The 14,967-nt window shown below is 72.6% G+C and carries 14 protein-coding genes; 6 read left to right on the forward strand and 8 right to left on the reverse strand.

What is annotated here, in order from left to right; translation table 11 throughout:
* Positions 1–15 precede the first annotated feature (15 nt).
* On the reverse strand, positions 16–2,667 hold the full coding sequence (locus ACWGJ2_RS33970) for an NACHT domain-containing protein (protein ID WP_453350185.1): 2,652 nt from the start codon (positions 2,665–2,667) through the stop codon (positions 16–18).
* 72 nt (positions 2,668–2,739) lie between these two features.
* On the reverse strand, positions 2,740–3,198 hold the full coding sequence (locus tag ACWGJ2_RS33975) for an SdpI family protein (RefSeq protein WP_453350186.1): 459 nt from the start codon (positions 3,196–3,198) through the stop codon (positions 2,740–2,742).
* 392 nt (positions 3,199–3,590) lie between these two features.
* On the opposite strand from ACWGJ2_RS33975, the gene ACWGJ2_RS33980 reads away from it, so the two are divergent.
* Positions 3,591–4,310: a M23 family metallopeptidase gene (locus ACWGJ2_RS33980; RefSeq protein WP_453350187.1), complete on the forward strand. Its 720-nt coding sequence runs from the start codon at positions 3,591–3,593 to the stop codon at positions 4,308–4,310.
* Positions 4,311–4,355: 45 nt separating this feature from the next.
* Here the strand turns inward: ACWGJ2_RS33980 and ACWGJ2_RS33985 are convergent, their stop codons facing one another.
* Positions 4,356–4,916 carry a TetR/AcrR family transcriptional regulator gene (locus ACWGJ2_RS33985; RefSeq protein WP_453350188.1) on the reverse strand — a complete coding sequence of 187 codons (561 nt, stop codon included), beginning with the start codon at positions 4,914–4,916 and terminating at the stop codon, positions 4,356–4,358.
* 111 nt (positions 4,917–5,027) lie between these two features.
* On the opposite strand from ACWGJ2_RS33985, the gene ACWGJ2_RS33990 reads away from it, so the two are divergent.
* Both ACWGJ2_RS33990 and ACWGJ2_RS33995 read left to right on the forward strand, forming a co-directional pair.
* A complete protein-coding gene (locus ACWGJ2_RS33990; protein WP_453350189.1) occupies positions 5,028–6,890 on the forward strand; it encodes an MDR family MFS transporter in 1,863 nt (620 codons plus the stop codon).
* Between the two features lie 124 nt (positions 6,891–7,014).
* Complete coding sequence (locus ACWGJ2_RS33995; RefSeq protein WP_453350190.1) at positions 7,015–7,458, forward strand: VOC family protein; 444 nt, start codon at positions 7,015–7,017, stop codon at positions 7,456–7,458.
* 48 nt (positions 7,459–7,506) lie between these two features.
* On the opposite strand, the gene ACWGJ2_RS34000 is transcribed toward ACWGJ2_RS33995, so the two are convergent.
* The 5 genes from ACWGJ2_RS34000 to ACWGJ2_RS34020 all read right to left on the reverse strand — a co-directional run bounded on the left by ACWGJ2_RS34000 (position 7,507) and on the right by ACWGJ2_RS34020 (position 12,356).
* Positions 7,507–8,925 carry a sensor histidine kinase gene (locus ACWGJ2_RS34000; RefSeq protein ID WP_453350198.1) on the reverse strand — a complete coding sequence of 473 codons (1,419 nt, stop codon included), beginning with the start codon at positions 8,923–8,925 and terminating at the stop codon, positions 7,507–7,509.
* A gap of 83 nt (positions 8,926–9,008) precedes the next feature.
* On the reverse strand, positions 9,009–9,767 hold the full coding sequence (locus ACWGJ2_RS34005; protein WP_453350191.1) for a response regulator: 759 nt from the start codon (positions 9,765–9,767) through the stop codon (positions 9,009–9,011).
* Positions 9,768–9,856: 89 nt separating this feature from the next.
* Positions 9,857–10,627 (reverse strand): hypothetical protein, encoded by a 771-nt coding sequence (locus ACWGJ2_RS34010; RefSeq protein WP_453350192.1) that lies wholly within the window; start codon positions 10,625–10,627, stop codon positions 9,857–9,859.
* Complete coding sequence (locus ACWGJ2_RS34015) at positions 10,603–11,121, reverse strand: SigE family RNA polymerase sigma factor (RefSeq protein ID WP_453350193.1); 519 nt, start codon at positions 11,119–11,121, stop codon at positions 10,603–10,605. Before ACWGJ2_RS34015 ends, ACWGJ2_RS34010 begins: the two co-directional genes overlap by 25 nt.
* A gap of 203 nt (positions 11,122–11,324) precedes the next feature.
* On the reverse strand, positions 11,325–12,356 hold the full coding sequence (locus ACWGJ2_RS34020; RefSeq protein ID WP_453350194.1) for an A/G-specific adenine glycosylase: 1,032 nt from the start codon (positions 12,354–12,356) through the stop codon (positions 11,325–11,327).
* Between the two features lie 308 nt (positions 12,357–12,664).
* Here ACWGJ2_RS34020 and ACWGJ2_RS34025 point away from each other — a divergent pair, with 308 nt between their 5' ends.
* The 3 genes from ACWGJ2_RS34025 to ACWGJ2_RS34035 all read left to right on the forward strand — a co-directional run bounded on the left by ACWGJ2_RS34025 (position 12,665) and on the right by ACWGJ2_RS34035 (position 14,944).
* Positions 12,665–13,063 carry a hypothetical protein gene (locus ACWGJ2_RS34025; protein ID WP_453350195.1) on the forward strand — a complete coding sequence of 133 codons (399 nt, stop codon included), beginning with the start codon at positions 12,665–12,667 and terminating at the stop codon, positions 13,061–13,063.
* Positions 13,060–13,812, forward strand: a complete 753-nt coding sequence (locus ACWGJ2_RS34030; protein WP_453350196.1) for a response regulator transcription factor — start codon at positions 13,060–13,062, stop codon at positions 13,810–13,812. Before ACWGJ2_RS34025 ends, ACWGJ2_RS34030 begins: the two co-directional genes overlap by 4 nt.
* Before the next feature lie 196 nt (positions 13,813–14,008).
* Positions 14,009–14,944: a hypothetical protein gene (locus tag ACWGJ2_RS34035; RefSeq protein WP_453350197.1), complete on the forward strand. Its 936-nt coding sequence runs from the start codon at positions 14,009–14,011 to the stop codon at positions 14,942–14,944.
* Positions 14,945–14,967: the final 23 nt, after the last annotated feature.

The raw sequence follows: 14,967 nt of genomic DNA on the forward strand, positions 1-14,967 counted from the left end.
CCGTGCCGTCCCCGGTCAGGAGACCTCCTCCTCGTCCGCGCCCTCCTCCGCCACGTCCGCCTCGCTGACGATCTCGACCCCCTCCGGGATCGTCGTCGCCGCCGCGTCGCGAGGTGGGGACGGGAGGACCAGGGTGTGGAGGTGGGGGAAGGCGGTGAGCCAGGGTTCGCCCGTGCCCACGTAGCCGTCGCGAAGCCAGAGGTGGGTGAGGCGGTCGGGGGCGAGGTGGGTGGTGAGGTCGTCGGGGTGGTAGGGGCCGACGATCTGGACGCGGGGCCGGCCACCCAGTGTGCGCAGGGCACGGAGGTGGTCGGTGTTGTGGGCGCAGAAGTAGAGGTCCGTCTCGTCCAGGTGGGCCAGGATGTCCGTCGCGTACTCCTCCGTCTCGAAACGGTGCCACGCCCAGGCCAGTTGGCGGCGCACGGCCAGTGAGGGGTCGTCGCGGTAGCGGACGAGGAGGGGGAGCGCCGCGTCACCGGCGATGCGGGTGGCCGCCATGACGACGTACTGCGGCTCGGCGCCGGGCGGCAGCTCGTCGGGCCCTGGCAGCAGCCCCAGCACCGCCGCGCCGCCCTCGGTCAGCAGGTCGGCCATGAACGCGTCCTCGGGCGGGAGCAGTCCGGAGGTGAGGCCGATGACCTTCTCGCGGACCTCGGGCGCCAGTTCCGTCGCCTGCTCCAGACACACCGCGGCCAGCAGGATGTTGCCCACGGGGATGGCCTCGGACGCGTCGTGGTCGCCGTTGCGGTAGTGCGCGCGGCCCGCGTTCGTCAGCCCTTCGCGGGGCACGGGCGCCACCAGCCCCTCCAGGATGCGGGCCCGCTCGTGCGGCCTCGCGTGGGCCACCGCCATGCGGACGACGTCCTCCCACTGGTCCCGGTGCGCGTTATCGATGACGAGAGGGAAGTCGCCCTCCTCGACGGCCGCCTTTGCGCCCAGGTAATCCTGAAACGTGCGGTGGACGAAGTCCACCCGTCCGGCTGCCGGTTCGCGCAGCAGCCCCGAGCGTTCCAGCAGCCACCGGAAGACGCGCTCCGCCGGTTCGCTGACGTGCGCCATGGACACGAGGGCGCGTTCGATCTGCGCCACCGCGTCGCTCTGCTCCATCTCCGCGCGGTCGTTGCGGATCATCCAGTGGGCCAGCTTCTGGAGGAGCTGGATCTGGGTCTCCTTGGAGGGCCGGAAACCCCTGCCCGCGGAGACGTCCGCCGCGATGTCCACGGAGACGTCGCGTTCCACGTCGCGCCGCTCCAGGAGCATGCTGAGCGCCGCGTCGTAGAGGTCCTTCCTGCCGTGCGGCAGGAATCCGTTGCGCTCCCGGTGCAGCGCGCACAGCAGCCCGCACATCAGCGGGTTCACGGCGAGCCGCCCCAGGTCCGCGTTGGTGCGGATCGACGCGAGCAGCGTCTCGCCCAGCGACGGGTCCGCCTCGGCCGCGCCGTGCCAGCGGCGTACGAAGGCGCCCACGTCGGCGCGGGACATGGGCGAGAGCGTCAGCTCAGCGAAGCCCTCACGGGTGAGCCAGTCGTCCCGTACGGCGGACGGGCGCGAGGTGATCAGCCAGAGGTTGCCCGGGAAGTCGCCCATCAGCTCCCGGGCCCAGCGGCGCACGGACTCGCGCTCGTTCTCCGGGATCTCGTCGATGCCGTCGACGAGCAACAGCGCCCGCCCGGCCCGCAGCACCCGGTCCGCCCACCCGTCGGGCTGCGCCCCGGCGACGGCGCTGCGCACGGCGTGCAGGAACCGGTCAGGAGTGGGCGGCAGCCCCTCCCGTACGACGCGGCGCAGCGGCAGCACGAACGGCACGCGGCCGATGAGGTGGGGCAGATGCGCGTCGTAGACCTGCCGTGCCGTCGTCACCGCGAGCCACTGGACGAGGGTGGTCTTGCCCGATCCGGCGGCGCCGCGCAGCAGCACGCGGTCGTGCCCGGACAGCGCGCGCTCGGCGGCGAGCGGCACGCCGGCGCCGTGGCCGTGCGTCGCCTCCAGCGAGATGTAGGCGGAGTCGAGCCGCCACTCGCGGGCGTGGTTGAGGTCGAGCCCGTAAATGGTCAGCTCGCCGTGTTTACGGGCGATGTGCTCCACGTACTGCTGCTCGAAGCGGGCGTCCTCGGCGCGCTGGGAGGGGACGCGCGCGATCAGCAGGTCCGTCGCGGCCACGAGGTGGTCGATCTGCTGGGCCTGCTCGGTGAGCGTGCGCGGGATAAACGTCGAGCGGCGGCTGAAGAAGTCCAGGATGTGCAGGCAGGCGGTGTGCAGCAGTGGCCCGAGATGCGCCTCCGTGCTCTCCGAGAGCCCGCGCGGGCGGGCGAGGCGCTGTGCCAAAGCCTCGGGACCGAGGCGTACGGCCTGGACGTCGTCCATGTCGAGATCGCCGAGGCTGTGCAGCGCGACGGCCAGCGCCTCGGTGAGTTCGCGGCGCTCCTCGGGGGACGGCGCGTCGTGGGGGCCCGCGGCTTCGGCGGCGCGGCGCACGAGTTCACCCGCGAGCTTGTGGAGGTCCGCCTCGGTGAGGGTGCGTTTCTCGCCCTTGAAGGAGACCAGCCCCGATATCCGTACCGGCCTGTCGACCAGCCCCGCACCGGGCCCGTCCTTCGCGAACAGCTTCTTGACCAGGGGCGCTACGGCACTGGAGGCGAGGCGCGTGGCGAGGGTTGCGGGCTCCATGGGCGTGATCGTAGGACACCCAACTGGCGGAGGAGCGGGGTCCGTTCACGGGGCGCGTGTACGGGGTGCCGGTCATGGGCGGTGGCTGCGGTCGAGCGCGCGGTGGCCCCGCCAGATGGCCAGGAGCGCGAGCGCGACGGAGACGGTCGTCGTGGCGAGCGCGAGGGTGAGGAAGGCGCCGCCGTTGCCCACGACGGCCGCGCCGACGCCGCCGAGTACGAGGGCCGCGCCCGACGCGTAGAACCAGGGCGCGGCGAAGCGGTGCACCGTGCGCCACGCTTCGTCGCTGGCCAGCGAGCGCCGGGTGCGTATGCCGACCACCGGATTGCGCCGCAGCCGCTCCCCGGCCCCGAGCCAGCCGCTGACGCCGACCAGCACGCCGCTCGCGCCGAGCACGAGGGCGAGGACGACGCGGGAGAAGCCGTCGGGGCTCTCGGCCACCACAGCCCCTACGTGCGCGCCGTCGGCGTACGTGCCGCCGAAGTACGTGCCACCGACGTACGTGCCACCGACGTACGAGATGAGTGCCATGTCCCCCGTCCCCCCTGCGCGTTGGCCGTGCGGCGCGCCGTGCATACGAGACCTTTCCCCAGCGTACGGCGCGCGGCCCCGAAGGAGTGACCGGTGCCACAGGGAAGCGGTTTTTGGTGGTGAGCGGGGCCACAGAGACGGGGGCGCGGCCGGTGACGTCACCCACAGCCCGCACCGCTCTACGACGCGGAATAGGAGCGCGGGAGCCGGTGCGCACCAAGAGGGACGCCCCGAAAAGTCCGAAAAGTAAGCCAAGTGGGCCGATGTCGCTACGGGGGCTTTTAGTAATGGACACCCTTGATGCGCCAGAAGTGTCGGGTTACCAAGGATTTCGCTCCTCGGGCCGGAAACCGGGGAGAACGTCCCCCACACCTTCCGGAGGTAACACCCGCATGTCGAAGACCACCACGAACCGCATCACCAAGACCATCGGCCGCAACCGCGTGAAGGCCGGGGTCCTCGCGGCCGGATTCGGCGCGTCGATGGCCCTGGGGGCCGGCGTGGCGATCGCAGCCGACTCGGGTGCGGACGATGCCGACGTCTTCGCGGCGAGCGCGGCGAGCGACCTCGCCCACGCGACCCGCCAGCAGGCCGACCACCAGGGCAAGGAGGCCGCGGCCAAGAAGCAGGCCGGGGAGCGCGCCGCCGAGGCCAAGGCGAAGGCGTCCCGCGACGCCGAGCGCAAGGCCAAGTCCTGGCAGACGCCGGTCTCCGGCAAGTACAAGCTGAGCGCCGACTTCGGCAACAGCGGCGACCGCTGGGCCCACAAGCACTCCGGCCAGGACTTCGCGGTGCCGACCGGCACCTCGGTCGAGTCCGTCCACGGCGGCACCGTCGTCAAGGCGGGCGGCAACGGCGCGGGCGACGGTCCCGCGTACGGCAACGCCATCGTGATCAAGCACGGCAACGGCACGTACTCGCAGTACGCGCACCTGTCCAAGGTGAACGTCAAGCCGGGTCAGACGGTGCAGACGGGCCAGGAGATCGCCAAGTCCGGTGACACCGGCAACTCCTCGGGCCCGCACCTCCACTTCGAGATCCGGCACTCCGCGAACTACGGTTCCGCCGTCGAGCCCGTCAAGATCCTGAAGGAGCACGGCGTCCACCTGTGAGGGTGACGCCCGTCATCCCGTAGACCTTCGCGCCGCCCCCCGGGGTCAGCCCTGGTGGCGGTGCGCTGTCGTGACCAGTTCCTGGGCGACTTCGAGGACGGCCTTCCGCTTGTCCTCGGCGTCGCCCTCCAGGCTCTGCATCGTGAACATGCCCGCGTGCATGGTGAACAGGGCGGAGGAGTAGCGCACCTGGTCGGTCATCGGCGCGTCGTCCTCCTTGATGAGGCTCAGCAGTTCGAGCAGGCGCTCCTTGAACGTCGCGCCGATGCTGAGGTCGCGCACCGTCGCCTGGTTCTCCTGCATGAAGCGGAAGAGGGGCGTCGCGGCGTCGAGCGCCTCGCTGTAGCGCCGCAGGATCTCCAGCTTGGTGTCCAGGGTGCGCGGCTGCTCCTGGGCCCAGTCGATCAGCTCGTCGATGGGCCTGGTCAGCTCCTGGAAGAGGCTGACGACGATGTCTTCCTTGGTCTTGAAGTGGTAGTAGAGGGCCGCTTTGGTGACGTCGAGACGCTCGGCGATCTCGCGCAGCGAGGTCTTCTCGTATCCGTGTTCCGCGAAGAGCTCCAGGGCGACTTCCTGAATCTTTTGCCGGGTGTTGCCCCTGCTCATGGCCTTACTCTCCCAAGTCTCCAGAAACTTACTTGACGACCGGCTAGCGCTCGCTCTACGTTGCCCATCGTACTCACTAGCCGGGCGGCAAGTAAGGGAGCGGGGAGAGGAATGACTTCGGGGAGCACCGAGGCGAGCGGGATATCCGGGGCGGCGCCCCGGCGGGGGCCCGCCACGGACACGGGGGAAGAGCCGAACGGGGGACCGGCCTCGGACGGGGGAGCGAAGGTGGACGGGGGAGCGAAGGCGGACGGGGACGGCGGCAAGCAGCCGCGGAGCGTGGGCCTCGCGGTCTTCGCGCTGATGATCGCGATCATGCTCGCGATGCTGGACAACATGATCATCGGCACCGCGATGCCCACGATCGTCGGAGAGCTGGGCGGCCTGGAACACCTCTCCTGGGTCGTCACCGCCTACGCCCTCACGACCGCCGCCTCGACCCCGCTCTGGGGCAAGATCGGCGACATGTACGGGCGCAAGGGCGTCTTCCTGACCTCGATCGTCGTGTTCCTGGCCGGGTCCGTGACCTCCGGAGCCGCGCAGTCGATGAGCCAGCTCATCGGCTTCCGCGCCCTCCAGGGCCTGGGCGCCGGCGGACTGATGGTCGGCGCCATGGCGATCATGGGTGACCTGGTGCCGCCGCGGCAGCGCGGCAAGTACATGGGCATGATGGCCGGGGTGATGTCGTTCGCCATGATCGGCGGACCGCTGGTCGGGGGCACCCTCACCGACCACCTGGGCTGGCGCTGGGCCTTCTACATCAACCTGCCGCTGGGCGCGCTCGCCCTCGTCATGGTCACCATGCTGCTGCACCTGCCCAAGAAGCGCGCGCAGGGCCGCATCGACTACGGCGGAGCCCTGCTGCTCGCCACCGGCATCACGGCGGCCGTGCTGCTGACGAGCTGGGGCGGTACGGAGTACGACTGGGACTCCGGCATGATCCTGGGACTGGGCGCCCTGGCCGTCGTCGCGCTCGCCGTCTTCCTGTTCGTGGAGCGGCGCGTGGCGGAGCCGGTGCTGCCGCTGGGGGTCTTCCGGAGCGGCAACTTCTCCCTCGTCACGGTCATCGGCTTCCTGCTGGGCTTCGTGATGTTCGGCTCGATGACGTTCCTGCCGCTGTTCCAGCAGACCGTGCAGGGCGCCTCGGCGACCAACTCCGGGCTGCTGCTCCTGCCCGTGCTGCTGCCGATGATGGTCGTGTCGGTCGTCACGGGCCGGGCCACCACCAAGACGGGCAAGTACCGCGCGTACCCGCTCATCGGCGGCGCCCTGATCCCCGTCGGCCTCTTCCTGCTCGCGCAGATGGACGTCGGCACCAGCAGGCTCACCTCCGGCCTCTACATGGCGGTGCTGGGCACCGGTATGGGCTTCCTGATGCAGCTCACGATGCTGATCGCGCAGAACAGCGTCGAGTCGAAGGACATGGGCGTCGCCTCGTCCACGTCCACGCTCTTCCGCACGATCGGCGGCTCCTTCGGCGTCGCCCTGATGGGCACCTTCTTCGCCGACCGCGTGAGCGACTCCATGGCGGAGCAGGCCGCCGCGGGGGCCGCCGGGGGCGCTCCCGGAGCGGGCGGCTCCGGCGGGGGCGCGGCGCAGCTCACCGAGGGCGGCGCGCAGCTCGACGCGGCCTCGCTGGCCAAGCTGCCTGAGGCGGTACGGGTGGCGTACGAGCACGCGGTGGCCGACGGTACGCACACCGTGTTCCTCATCGCCGCCTCGGCCGCGCTGATCGGCTTCGTCGCGGCCTGGTTCATCAAGGAGGTGCCGCTCAAGGGCGCCGAGCCGGGCGCGGATCCGGAGCCGGGCGCGGACCCGGGCGCCGAGCCGGGCGCGGACTCGGGCTCGGGCGCGGACTCCGGCGCGGGCTCGGGCTCGGAGGGGGGCGGTCCGGATGACGCTCCGGGTGACCAGCCGCGGTCCGGGTCCGACGAGCGGCCGGTGTCAGAGGGGCGTGCCAGTATCGGGGCATGACCACTCCGGGCGCGGCGGGGTCCGGCGGGCCCGGGGAGCGGGCGGGGGCAGCGGTCTCGTGCCGCCCCCCGCCCGGCTCCGCCCCGCCCCGCCGTGCGCCCGTCCCACCGTCACGGAGCTGACCATGATCAAGGGCCTCGCCATCACCACCATCTGGTCGACGGACCAGAACCGCACCGTCGCCTTCTACACGGAGAAGCTCGGCTTCGAGATCCGTACGGACGTGCCCATGGGCGACGCACGCTGGGTCACCGTGGGTATCCCCGGCCAGCCGGACGTCGAGATGGCGGTCATGCGGACCGACGGCCACGGCCTCGACGCGGAGTCGGCCGAGGCGCTGACGAAGCTGGTCACCAAGGGCGCCATCGGCGGGGGCGTGCTGCGTACCGACGACTGCCGTGCCGAGTACGAACGGCTCAAGGCCAGGGGCGTCGAGTTCCTCCAGGAGCCGCAGGAGCGCCCGTACGGCACGGAAGCGCTCCTCCGCGACGACAACGGCACCTGGTTCGCCCTGACCGAGCCCCGTGCGGGCGGCCTGGACATGGACAAGCCCTGGGCCGGGGAGTGAGCGACCCCGGCGAGTGAGCGGGGTCCTGGGAGGCGGCGAGCCGGCGGGCTACTCCGTCCCGCCCCGTCGGCCCGCCTCTGCCTCCGACTTCGACTCCGCCTCCGCGCCCGCCCGCAACTCCGCCTCCGTGATCGCGGGGACCCCGCGCGGCGGGGTGCCCTGGGGCTCGCTCGGCGCGGCACGCGGCAGCCACAGCACCGCCACAGCGCCGCCGCCCTCGCCCTGACCGTCGGCGGCAACGCCGGGGGGACCGGCGGCGCCGGGCTCCTCCGGGCCGCCGTTGCGGAGGGTCAGCTCCGCGCCCAGTACCCTCGCCTGGCCCGCCGCGATGGTCAGGCCGAGGCCGTGCCCCCGGCCCGCGCGGTCGCGGTTGCCCGTACGGAAGCGGCTCGGGCCCTCGGCCAGCAGCTCGGCGGGGAAGCCGGGCCCGTTGTCGCGCACGCGGATCATCCGGCCGTCCACGGTGACCTCGACGGGCGGGCGGCCGTGGCGCGCCGCGTTGCCGAGGAGGTTGGTCAGGATGCGCTCCAGCCGGCGCGGATCGGTGACGACGACCGCGTCGTCGACCGTACGGACGCGCGCCTCCGGTGCCGCGGAGCGGACCCGGCGTGCCACGAACGACGACAGCGCGATCTCCTGGAGGTCGGCGCGCTCGGCGAAGCCGTCGAGCCGGGCGACCTCCAGGATGTCCTCCACGAGCTGGCGCAGCGCCTGCGCCCTGTCCCGCACCAGCTCCGTGGGGCGGCCGGGCGGCAGCAGCTCGGCAGCCGTCAGCAGCCCGGTGACCGGCGTGCGCAGCTCGTGCGCGATGTCCGCCGTGACCCGGCGCTCGGCTTCCAGGCGGCCCTGGAGCGCGTCGGCCATGCCGTCGATGGCGCGGGCCAGCTCGTCCGTCTCGTCGCGCACCCGCTTCCCGATGGCGTCGCTGACCCGTACGTCCGTGGCCCCTCCCGCCACCGCGCCCGCCGCGTCGGCGGCCTTGCGCAGCCGACGCGAGAGGCGCCCGGCGAACAGCACGCCGAGCGCGCAGCCGCCCAGCACCACGGAGAAGGAGCCGATGAGCAGGGTCCGGTCGAGGTCGGAGAGCACGGCGTAGCGGTCCACGAAACGGGTGCGCAGCGAGAGCACCTTGCCGTCGCCCTTGCCGTCGCCGTCGTCGTCCAGAGGGCTGGCGGCCCAGACGAAGGGGGCGCCGCCGTCGGACGCGGGCTGGAGATAGGTGGCCCGCTTGCCCGCGCGGGCGGCCTCCTTGAGGGGTTCCGGCAGCCGCGGATCGTCGATCTTCGCGCCGAAGGGGACGCGCGCTGTCGTGTCGTAGATGCGCTGCGCGAACTGGAGCCGCTCGTCCTGGACGTCGCGGCTGTTGTCCAGCATCGAGGAGCGCGTCGCGTTGTGGACGACGAGGCTCAGCACGAGCGCGATCAGGGCTCCGACGAGCGCGATGGACGCCGTCAGCTTCCAGCGCAGGCCGGGGCCTGTGGCGCGGTGGCCGGTCGTGCGGCGGCCTGTGACGCGGTCCGTGGGGCGCTTCACCACGACATCCCCCGCCCCTAGCCCTTCAGCTTGTAACCGAAGCCGCGGACCGTCTCGATGCGGTCCTGGCCGATCTTGCCGCGCAGCCGCTGGACGTGGACGTCCACGACGCGCGTGTCGCCGCCCCAGCCGTAATCCCACACCCGCTCCAGGAGCCGGTCGCGGGAGAGGACGGTCCCGGGGGCCGCGGAGAACTCCAGGAGCAGCCGCATTTCGGTGGGCGTCAGCGCCACGTGCGCGCCGCCCTTGCGGACCTCCATGCCCTCGGTGTCGATCTCCAGGTCGCCGAAGCGCAGCGCCTCCTCGCCGCCCGCGCCGACGCCCGGTGCCGGGGACGAGGACGAGGAGGAGGACGGGCCCGCGCCGGTGCCGCCCGCGCCCGTACCCGTGCCCGTGCTCGCGCCCGAGTGCACGAAGCGGCGGAGCACCGCGCGGATGCGGGCGATCAGCACCGCGCTGTCGAAGGGCTTGGTGACGTAGTCGTCGGCGCCCGCCTCCAGGCCGAGGACCACGTCGATCGAGTCGGCACGGGCCGAGAGCATGATCACGGGCACGGTCGACTCGCTCCGGATGCGCTGGCACAGGCTCACGCCGTCCAGCTCGGGGACCATCACGTCGAGCAGCGCGATGTCGGGCCGGTCGGCGCGGAAGGCGGCCAGCCCGGCCAGCCCGTCGGCCACGGCCGTGACGGTGAAGCCGTCGCGCTCCAGGGTGAGCTGGGTCGCCTCGCGGATGACATCGTCGTCCTCGACGAAGAGCACATGAGTGTCCGCCATCGGTCGGTCCGGCCTCTCGGCCTCTCACCCCTTCTGTGGTGCGGTGTGCTGTGGACGTGGGCTGCGGGTGCGGCTGCGGGGTGGCGGTGTCAGCCTCCGGCGGCCGAGCCCGCGCCCGAGCCCGTGCCGGCCCCCGGCGCGGGGGACGGGCTCGCGCCGGTGTCGCCCGTGTCGTCGTACGCGCGTGCCTTCACCTTGAAGGAACCGTCGCGCCACACGTACGTCGTCGTGTACCTCCCCGTAGGACAGCACGTCGGCTCGTCGCCCACGTAGACGTCTTTGACGACCTTGAGGACGCGCCCGGAGACCTCCGCGTAGACCGGCGGCTCCTCCTTGGTGAAGACGTGGTCGTAGGAGCCGTCGGAGGCGTGGCGGTACACGTAGCTGCCCTGGCCGAAGCCGGTGTCGCACGAGGTCACGTTGACCACCATGTCCTGGGTTTCCGAGCCCGTGAGGTGCCCGTAGGCGACGTCGACGGGCCACACGTGCCCCGTACACGGCTTCCGGAGGTTCCGCTTCACGTCCGAGCTGACCTTCGGATCGGCACGCAACAGCGCCAGGACGTCCACCTTGCCGCCCTCTCCTTCCGCTTTCTGCGCCTTCTCGGAGTTCTCGGCCTTCTCCGCCTCGCTCTCCCCGCCCTCCCCACTGTCCCCGGAACGGTCCGACGGCGCGCTGGGAGGGGGCGTCGAGACGAGCGAGGCCGAGGCGCGCGGGCCCTCCGAGACGGCGGGCGAGCCCTCGACGCGCACCCCGTTCTCCGCCACGCCGCACCCGGCGATCCCCGTGACCCCGGCCGCGGCGCCCACGACGAGCAGCAGGGCCGCGGCGCCCGTCAGGCCGCCCGTGCGGCGGGGCACCTCTCGGCCCTCCGTTCCAGCTCCTCGCGCAGCCGCGCCAGCGCGCGGTGCAGCGTGCTCTTGACGGTCCCGGCCGACATGCCCAGCGCCTCGGCCGTCTCCTCGGTGCTCATCTGCTCCCAGTGCCGCAGCACGACCACGCTCCGCTGCTTGGGCGCCAGCACCATCAGCACCTCCATGAGCAGGGCACGGTCGGCGTGCTGCTCCGTGCTGTCGTCGACCGTACGGACGTCGGGGAGCTGCCCCGTCGGCACCTCCTGGAGACGGCGGGCGCGCCACCACTCCGTACGGGTGTTGATCATCACCCGCCGGAGGTAGGCGTCGGCGAGCGACTTGTCCGCGATGCCGTCCCAGTGTCCGTACGTCCGGGCCAGCGCGGTCTGGAGCAGGTCCTGTGCCTCGACGGGGTCCGCGATCAGACGGCGGGCACTGCGCAACAGAGCCTCCTGCCGTGTCCGCACGTACTCCTCAAAGTCCAGTACCTCCGCTGCCATGCCCGCCTCCAGACTCTTGTGACGTGGGACTGCTCGTCTTACGCACAAGAACCTAGGGAGGCGGTGTTGCGGACCCGCGTACCGCGAGCGCACGGACAGCCCTCGGCTGTCCATCGGTTGTGTAACGGCTGTCAGGCCGCTGAGCGGGGCCGAGCGGATTGGCGGGCCCCGGACCGCTCCGTTCAGCCGGTGACCGGGCCGGTTCAGCTCAGCGGCAGTCGGTATTCGCCGCCCGCCAGCGGCTCGACGAGGCCGTCCGAGACCAGCCCGTCCAGGGCGCGGGCGCGCTGGACGGGGTCGTTCCACACGCGGTCGAGCGTCGCCTGCGGAACCGGATTCACCGCTTCGCGCAGCACGGCGAGGAGCTTGCCGCGCACCTGGCGGTCGGTGCCCGCGTAGGTCTGCGTACGCCGCGCGGGGCCCTCGTGCGCAGGAGCGCCCGCGAGCTGCCAGGCGCACTGCTGCGCGATCGGGCAGCGTCCGCACTCGGGCGAGCGGGCCGTGCACACCAGCGCCCCCAGCTCCATGGTCGCGGCGGCCCAGCGTGCCGCCGTCGCCTCGTCGGCGGGCAGCAGCGCGCGGGCGAGCTTGCGCTCGGCCGCCGTCGTCGCGTTCGGCGGGTACTGCCGTCCGCTCACGGCCCGCGCGAAGACCCGTCGGACGTTGGTGTCGAGAACGGGGTGCCGCTGCCCGTAGGCGAAGGAGGCCACGGCCGCCGCCGTGTACTCGCCGACGCCGGGCAGCGCCAGCAACTGCGCGTGCCCGCGCGGTACGTCGCCGCCGTGCCGCTCCGCTATGGCGGCGGCGGCCCCGTGCAGGCGCAGCGCGCGGCGCGGGTAGCCCAGCCTGCCCCAGGCGCGTACCGCCTCGCCGGGCGGCTCGGCGGCCAGGTCCGCGGGGCGGGGCCAGCGCTCCAGCCACTGCTCGTAGACCGGCAGCACCCGGTTCACGGGGGTCTGCTGGAGCATGAACTCGCTGACCATGACCCCCCACGCCCCGGCCTCGGGGCGGCGCCACGGGAGGTCGCGGGCGTGCGTGCCGAACCAGTCGACAACGGGGGAGTGCAGGTCGCGGGCGATCTTCTCGATGGAGTCGGCGCGGTCCGTCTGTTCCGTCTGTTCCGTCTGTTCGGCGTGCTGGGTGTGCTCGGCGGACTGGGCTGACTGGGCGGAATCGGCGTGCGCGGCGCCGGTGGCGGCGGTCGCGGCGTGGGGGGTCTCGGTGGTCGCAGTCATGGCACGCACGATCCTGGCACGGACGCGCCCGCCGGAGAAACGTCCACGCGCGCGCAACCGGGCGGCCTGTGGGCCGGGCACGGGCCTCGCGCCTGACCTCCGGCCCAGGCCGGACAGGGGCCTGACCTTCGTCAGGGGCGATTGTCAGTGGCGGTCGGTACTTTCGTACGGGTGAGCGGTTGTGCGGGGGAATCGCCGTGCGGGGGAATCGCTGTACGGGGGACAGAGGGAGCGCGGGGGATATGTGGGGCACGGGGGCTGCGGGGGATGGGCGGGGCGCGTGTGCGGGACGTGTCGCGTACCGCGTCGTGCGGGAGGGACTGACCAACGCGGCGAAGCACGCTCCCGGAGCCGAGGTCACCATGGCACTGCGCCGTTCGCACGGGGAGCGCGGCGAGGACGTCACCGTGACGGTCACCAGCGCCGCCCCACCAGCCGCCCCCGTGCCCACACCCACGGCACCGTCACCGCCCGTCCCCGCATCCGAGTCCAAGCCCACGCCCACGCCCACGTGCGCGGGCGGCCCGGCCAGGCCGCAGGGCGCACGGTGTGCGTACTACCGCGTGTCCGGCGCTCTCTTCGTCGGCGTCGACGACTACCGCCTCTGCTTCCGCGACGGCCGTCTCGTCGACAAGGCCCTCATACGCGACGTCCTGAACCGTGCCCTTGACGACCCAGCCACCTCTCCAGGAAGCGTGCCGAAATGACCCCACGACCACAGGGCCCGCAGGACCCGGCGGACCAGCCGGGCCAGCCGGGCCAGTCCCAGGCACCGCGTCGGATCAGGGTGCTGCTCGCGGACGACGAGGCCTTGGTGCGGGCCGGGGTGCGGGCGATTCTCGCCGCCGACACGCAGGTGGAGGTCGTCGCGGAGGCGGCCGACGGGCGGGAGGCCGTCGAGCTGGTGGCCGCCCACCGCCCGGACGTGGCGCTGCTCGACATCCGGATGCCGCGCCTGGACGGCCTCGCCGCCTGCGAGGAGATCGCCCGGACACAGGCCCGGACCCCGGAGGGGAGAGGCACCGCCGTCGCCATGCTCACGACGTTCGCCGAGGACGCCTACATCGCCCGTGCCCTCGGCGGCGGCGCCGGTGGCTTCCTGCTCAAGTCCGGGGACCCGCACGAACTGCTCACGGGCGTACGGGCCGTCGCGGACGGCGGCGCCTACCTCTCACCGAAGGTCGCGCGGCACGTCATCACCGAGCTGGGCGGCGGCCCCGGGGGCCGTCTCGCCCGCGCGGCGGCGGCCCGCGCCCGTACGGAGCCGCTCACCGCGCGCGAGCGCGAGGTGCTGGCGCTCGTGGGCTCCGGCCTCTCCAACGCGGAGATAGCCCGTCGCCTCCACCTCGTCGAGGGCACGGTCAAGGGCCATGTGAGCGCCATCCTCGACCGTTTGGGGGCCGTCAACCGCGTCCAGGCGGCGATCGTCGCCTATGAGGCGGGCCTGTCCGGCTGACGGGCAGGGCCGGGGGCGAATCCCGCCCGTACCGTCACATCGGGTCACCGACGGTCATCAAGGGGCCATCCGAGGGGCGTTTCCGACCACGGGCTGGGCCATCCGGGTCACATCTCGCCCGCTCATCACAAAAGTTGCCGTCTCCTGCGGCGGGTACGGCGCTTTCGGGAGGGCGATGTCTCGTAAGGTTTTCGCCGTGGGATCTCTGCGCAATCCGATCGGGCCGCTTCCCTCCTCCATCTACTGGCGACGGAGGGCCGTCGCCCTTGCCGTCCTCGCGCTGCTGGTCCTGCTCGTCGTCTGGGCGTTGAGCCTGGGCGACGGAGACAGCGGCAAGGACGACCAGGGCAAGGGCAGCGGCGGCAACGGACCGGCCAGTTCCATCACTCCCGGACCCACCGACTCGGGCCCGGCCATCAGCGAGCGCCCGGGCGGGCGCGACGAGGTGGGCGAGGGCGGAGAGGACGGCGGCGGCTCCGAGGGCTCCGGCGGCGGCTCGGACGGAGGTGGCGACGGCACCGCAGGTTCCGGCGGCAACGGCAGTTCGGGCTGGGTCGCGGGCGACGGCTCCGGAAGCGGCGACGGCGGCTCCACCGGCGCGGACGGGACCGGTGGCACCGGCGGCAGCGCCGGTTCCGGCGGCGACAGCGCCGAGGGCTCCGGTGGCTCGGGCGGTTCGGGCGGTTCGGGTGGCGGCTCCGTTCGCGCGGGCGTGCTCCCGGCCGATACGAAGGTGCCGGACTGCGGGCCCTCCCACGTCGAGGTGACGCTGCGCACCGTCAAGAAGACCTACGCGTCGGACGAGAAGCCGCAGTTCCAGTTGGTCGCCAAGAACGAGAGCGGCGACACCTGCAAGATCGACCTCGGTCGCACGGCCTCCGTCGTCACCATCACCGGGCCCGACGACAAGAAGTTCTGGGCCTCGGACGACTGCCCGGGCACCGCCGCACCGTTCCTCGCCGAGGTCCCCGGCGACGGCGAGTCGATGCGCACCCTCACCTGGCTCCGCAAGGCCAGCACCGAGGGCTGCGGCACGCCGAGCCCGGAGTCGGCGAAGCCCGGCACGTACAAGGTGAAGGTCGAGGTGAACGGCCTCAAGACGGTCCGCACCGAGTTCAAGCTGAAGGGCTGACGGGCCGCTGAACGGGTGAGGGC

Source organism: Streptomyces sp. NPDC054796, from assembly GCF_053611545.1.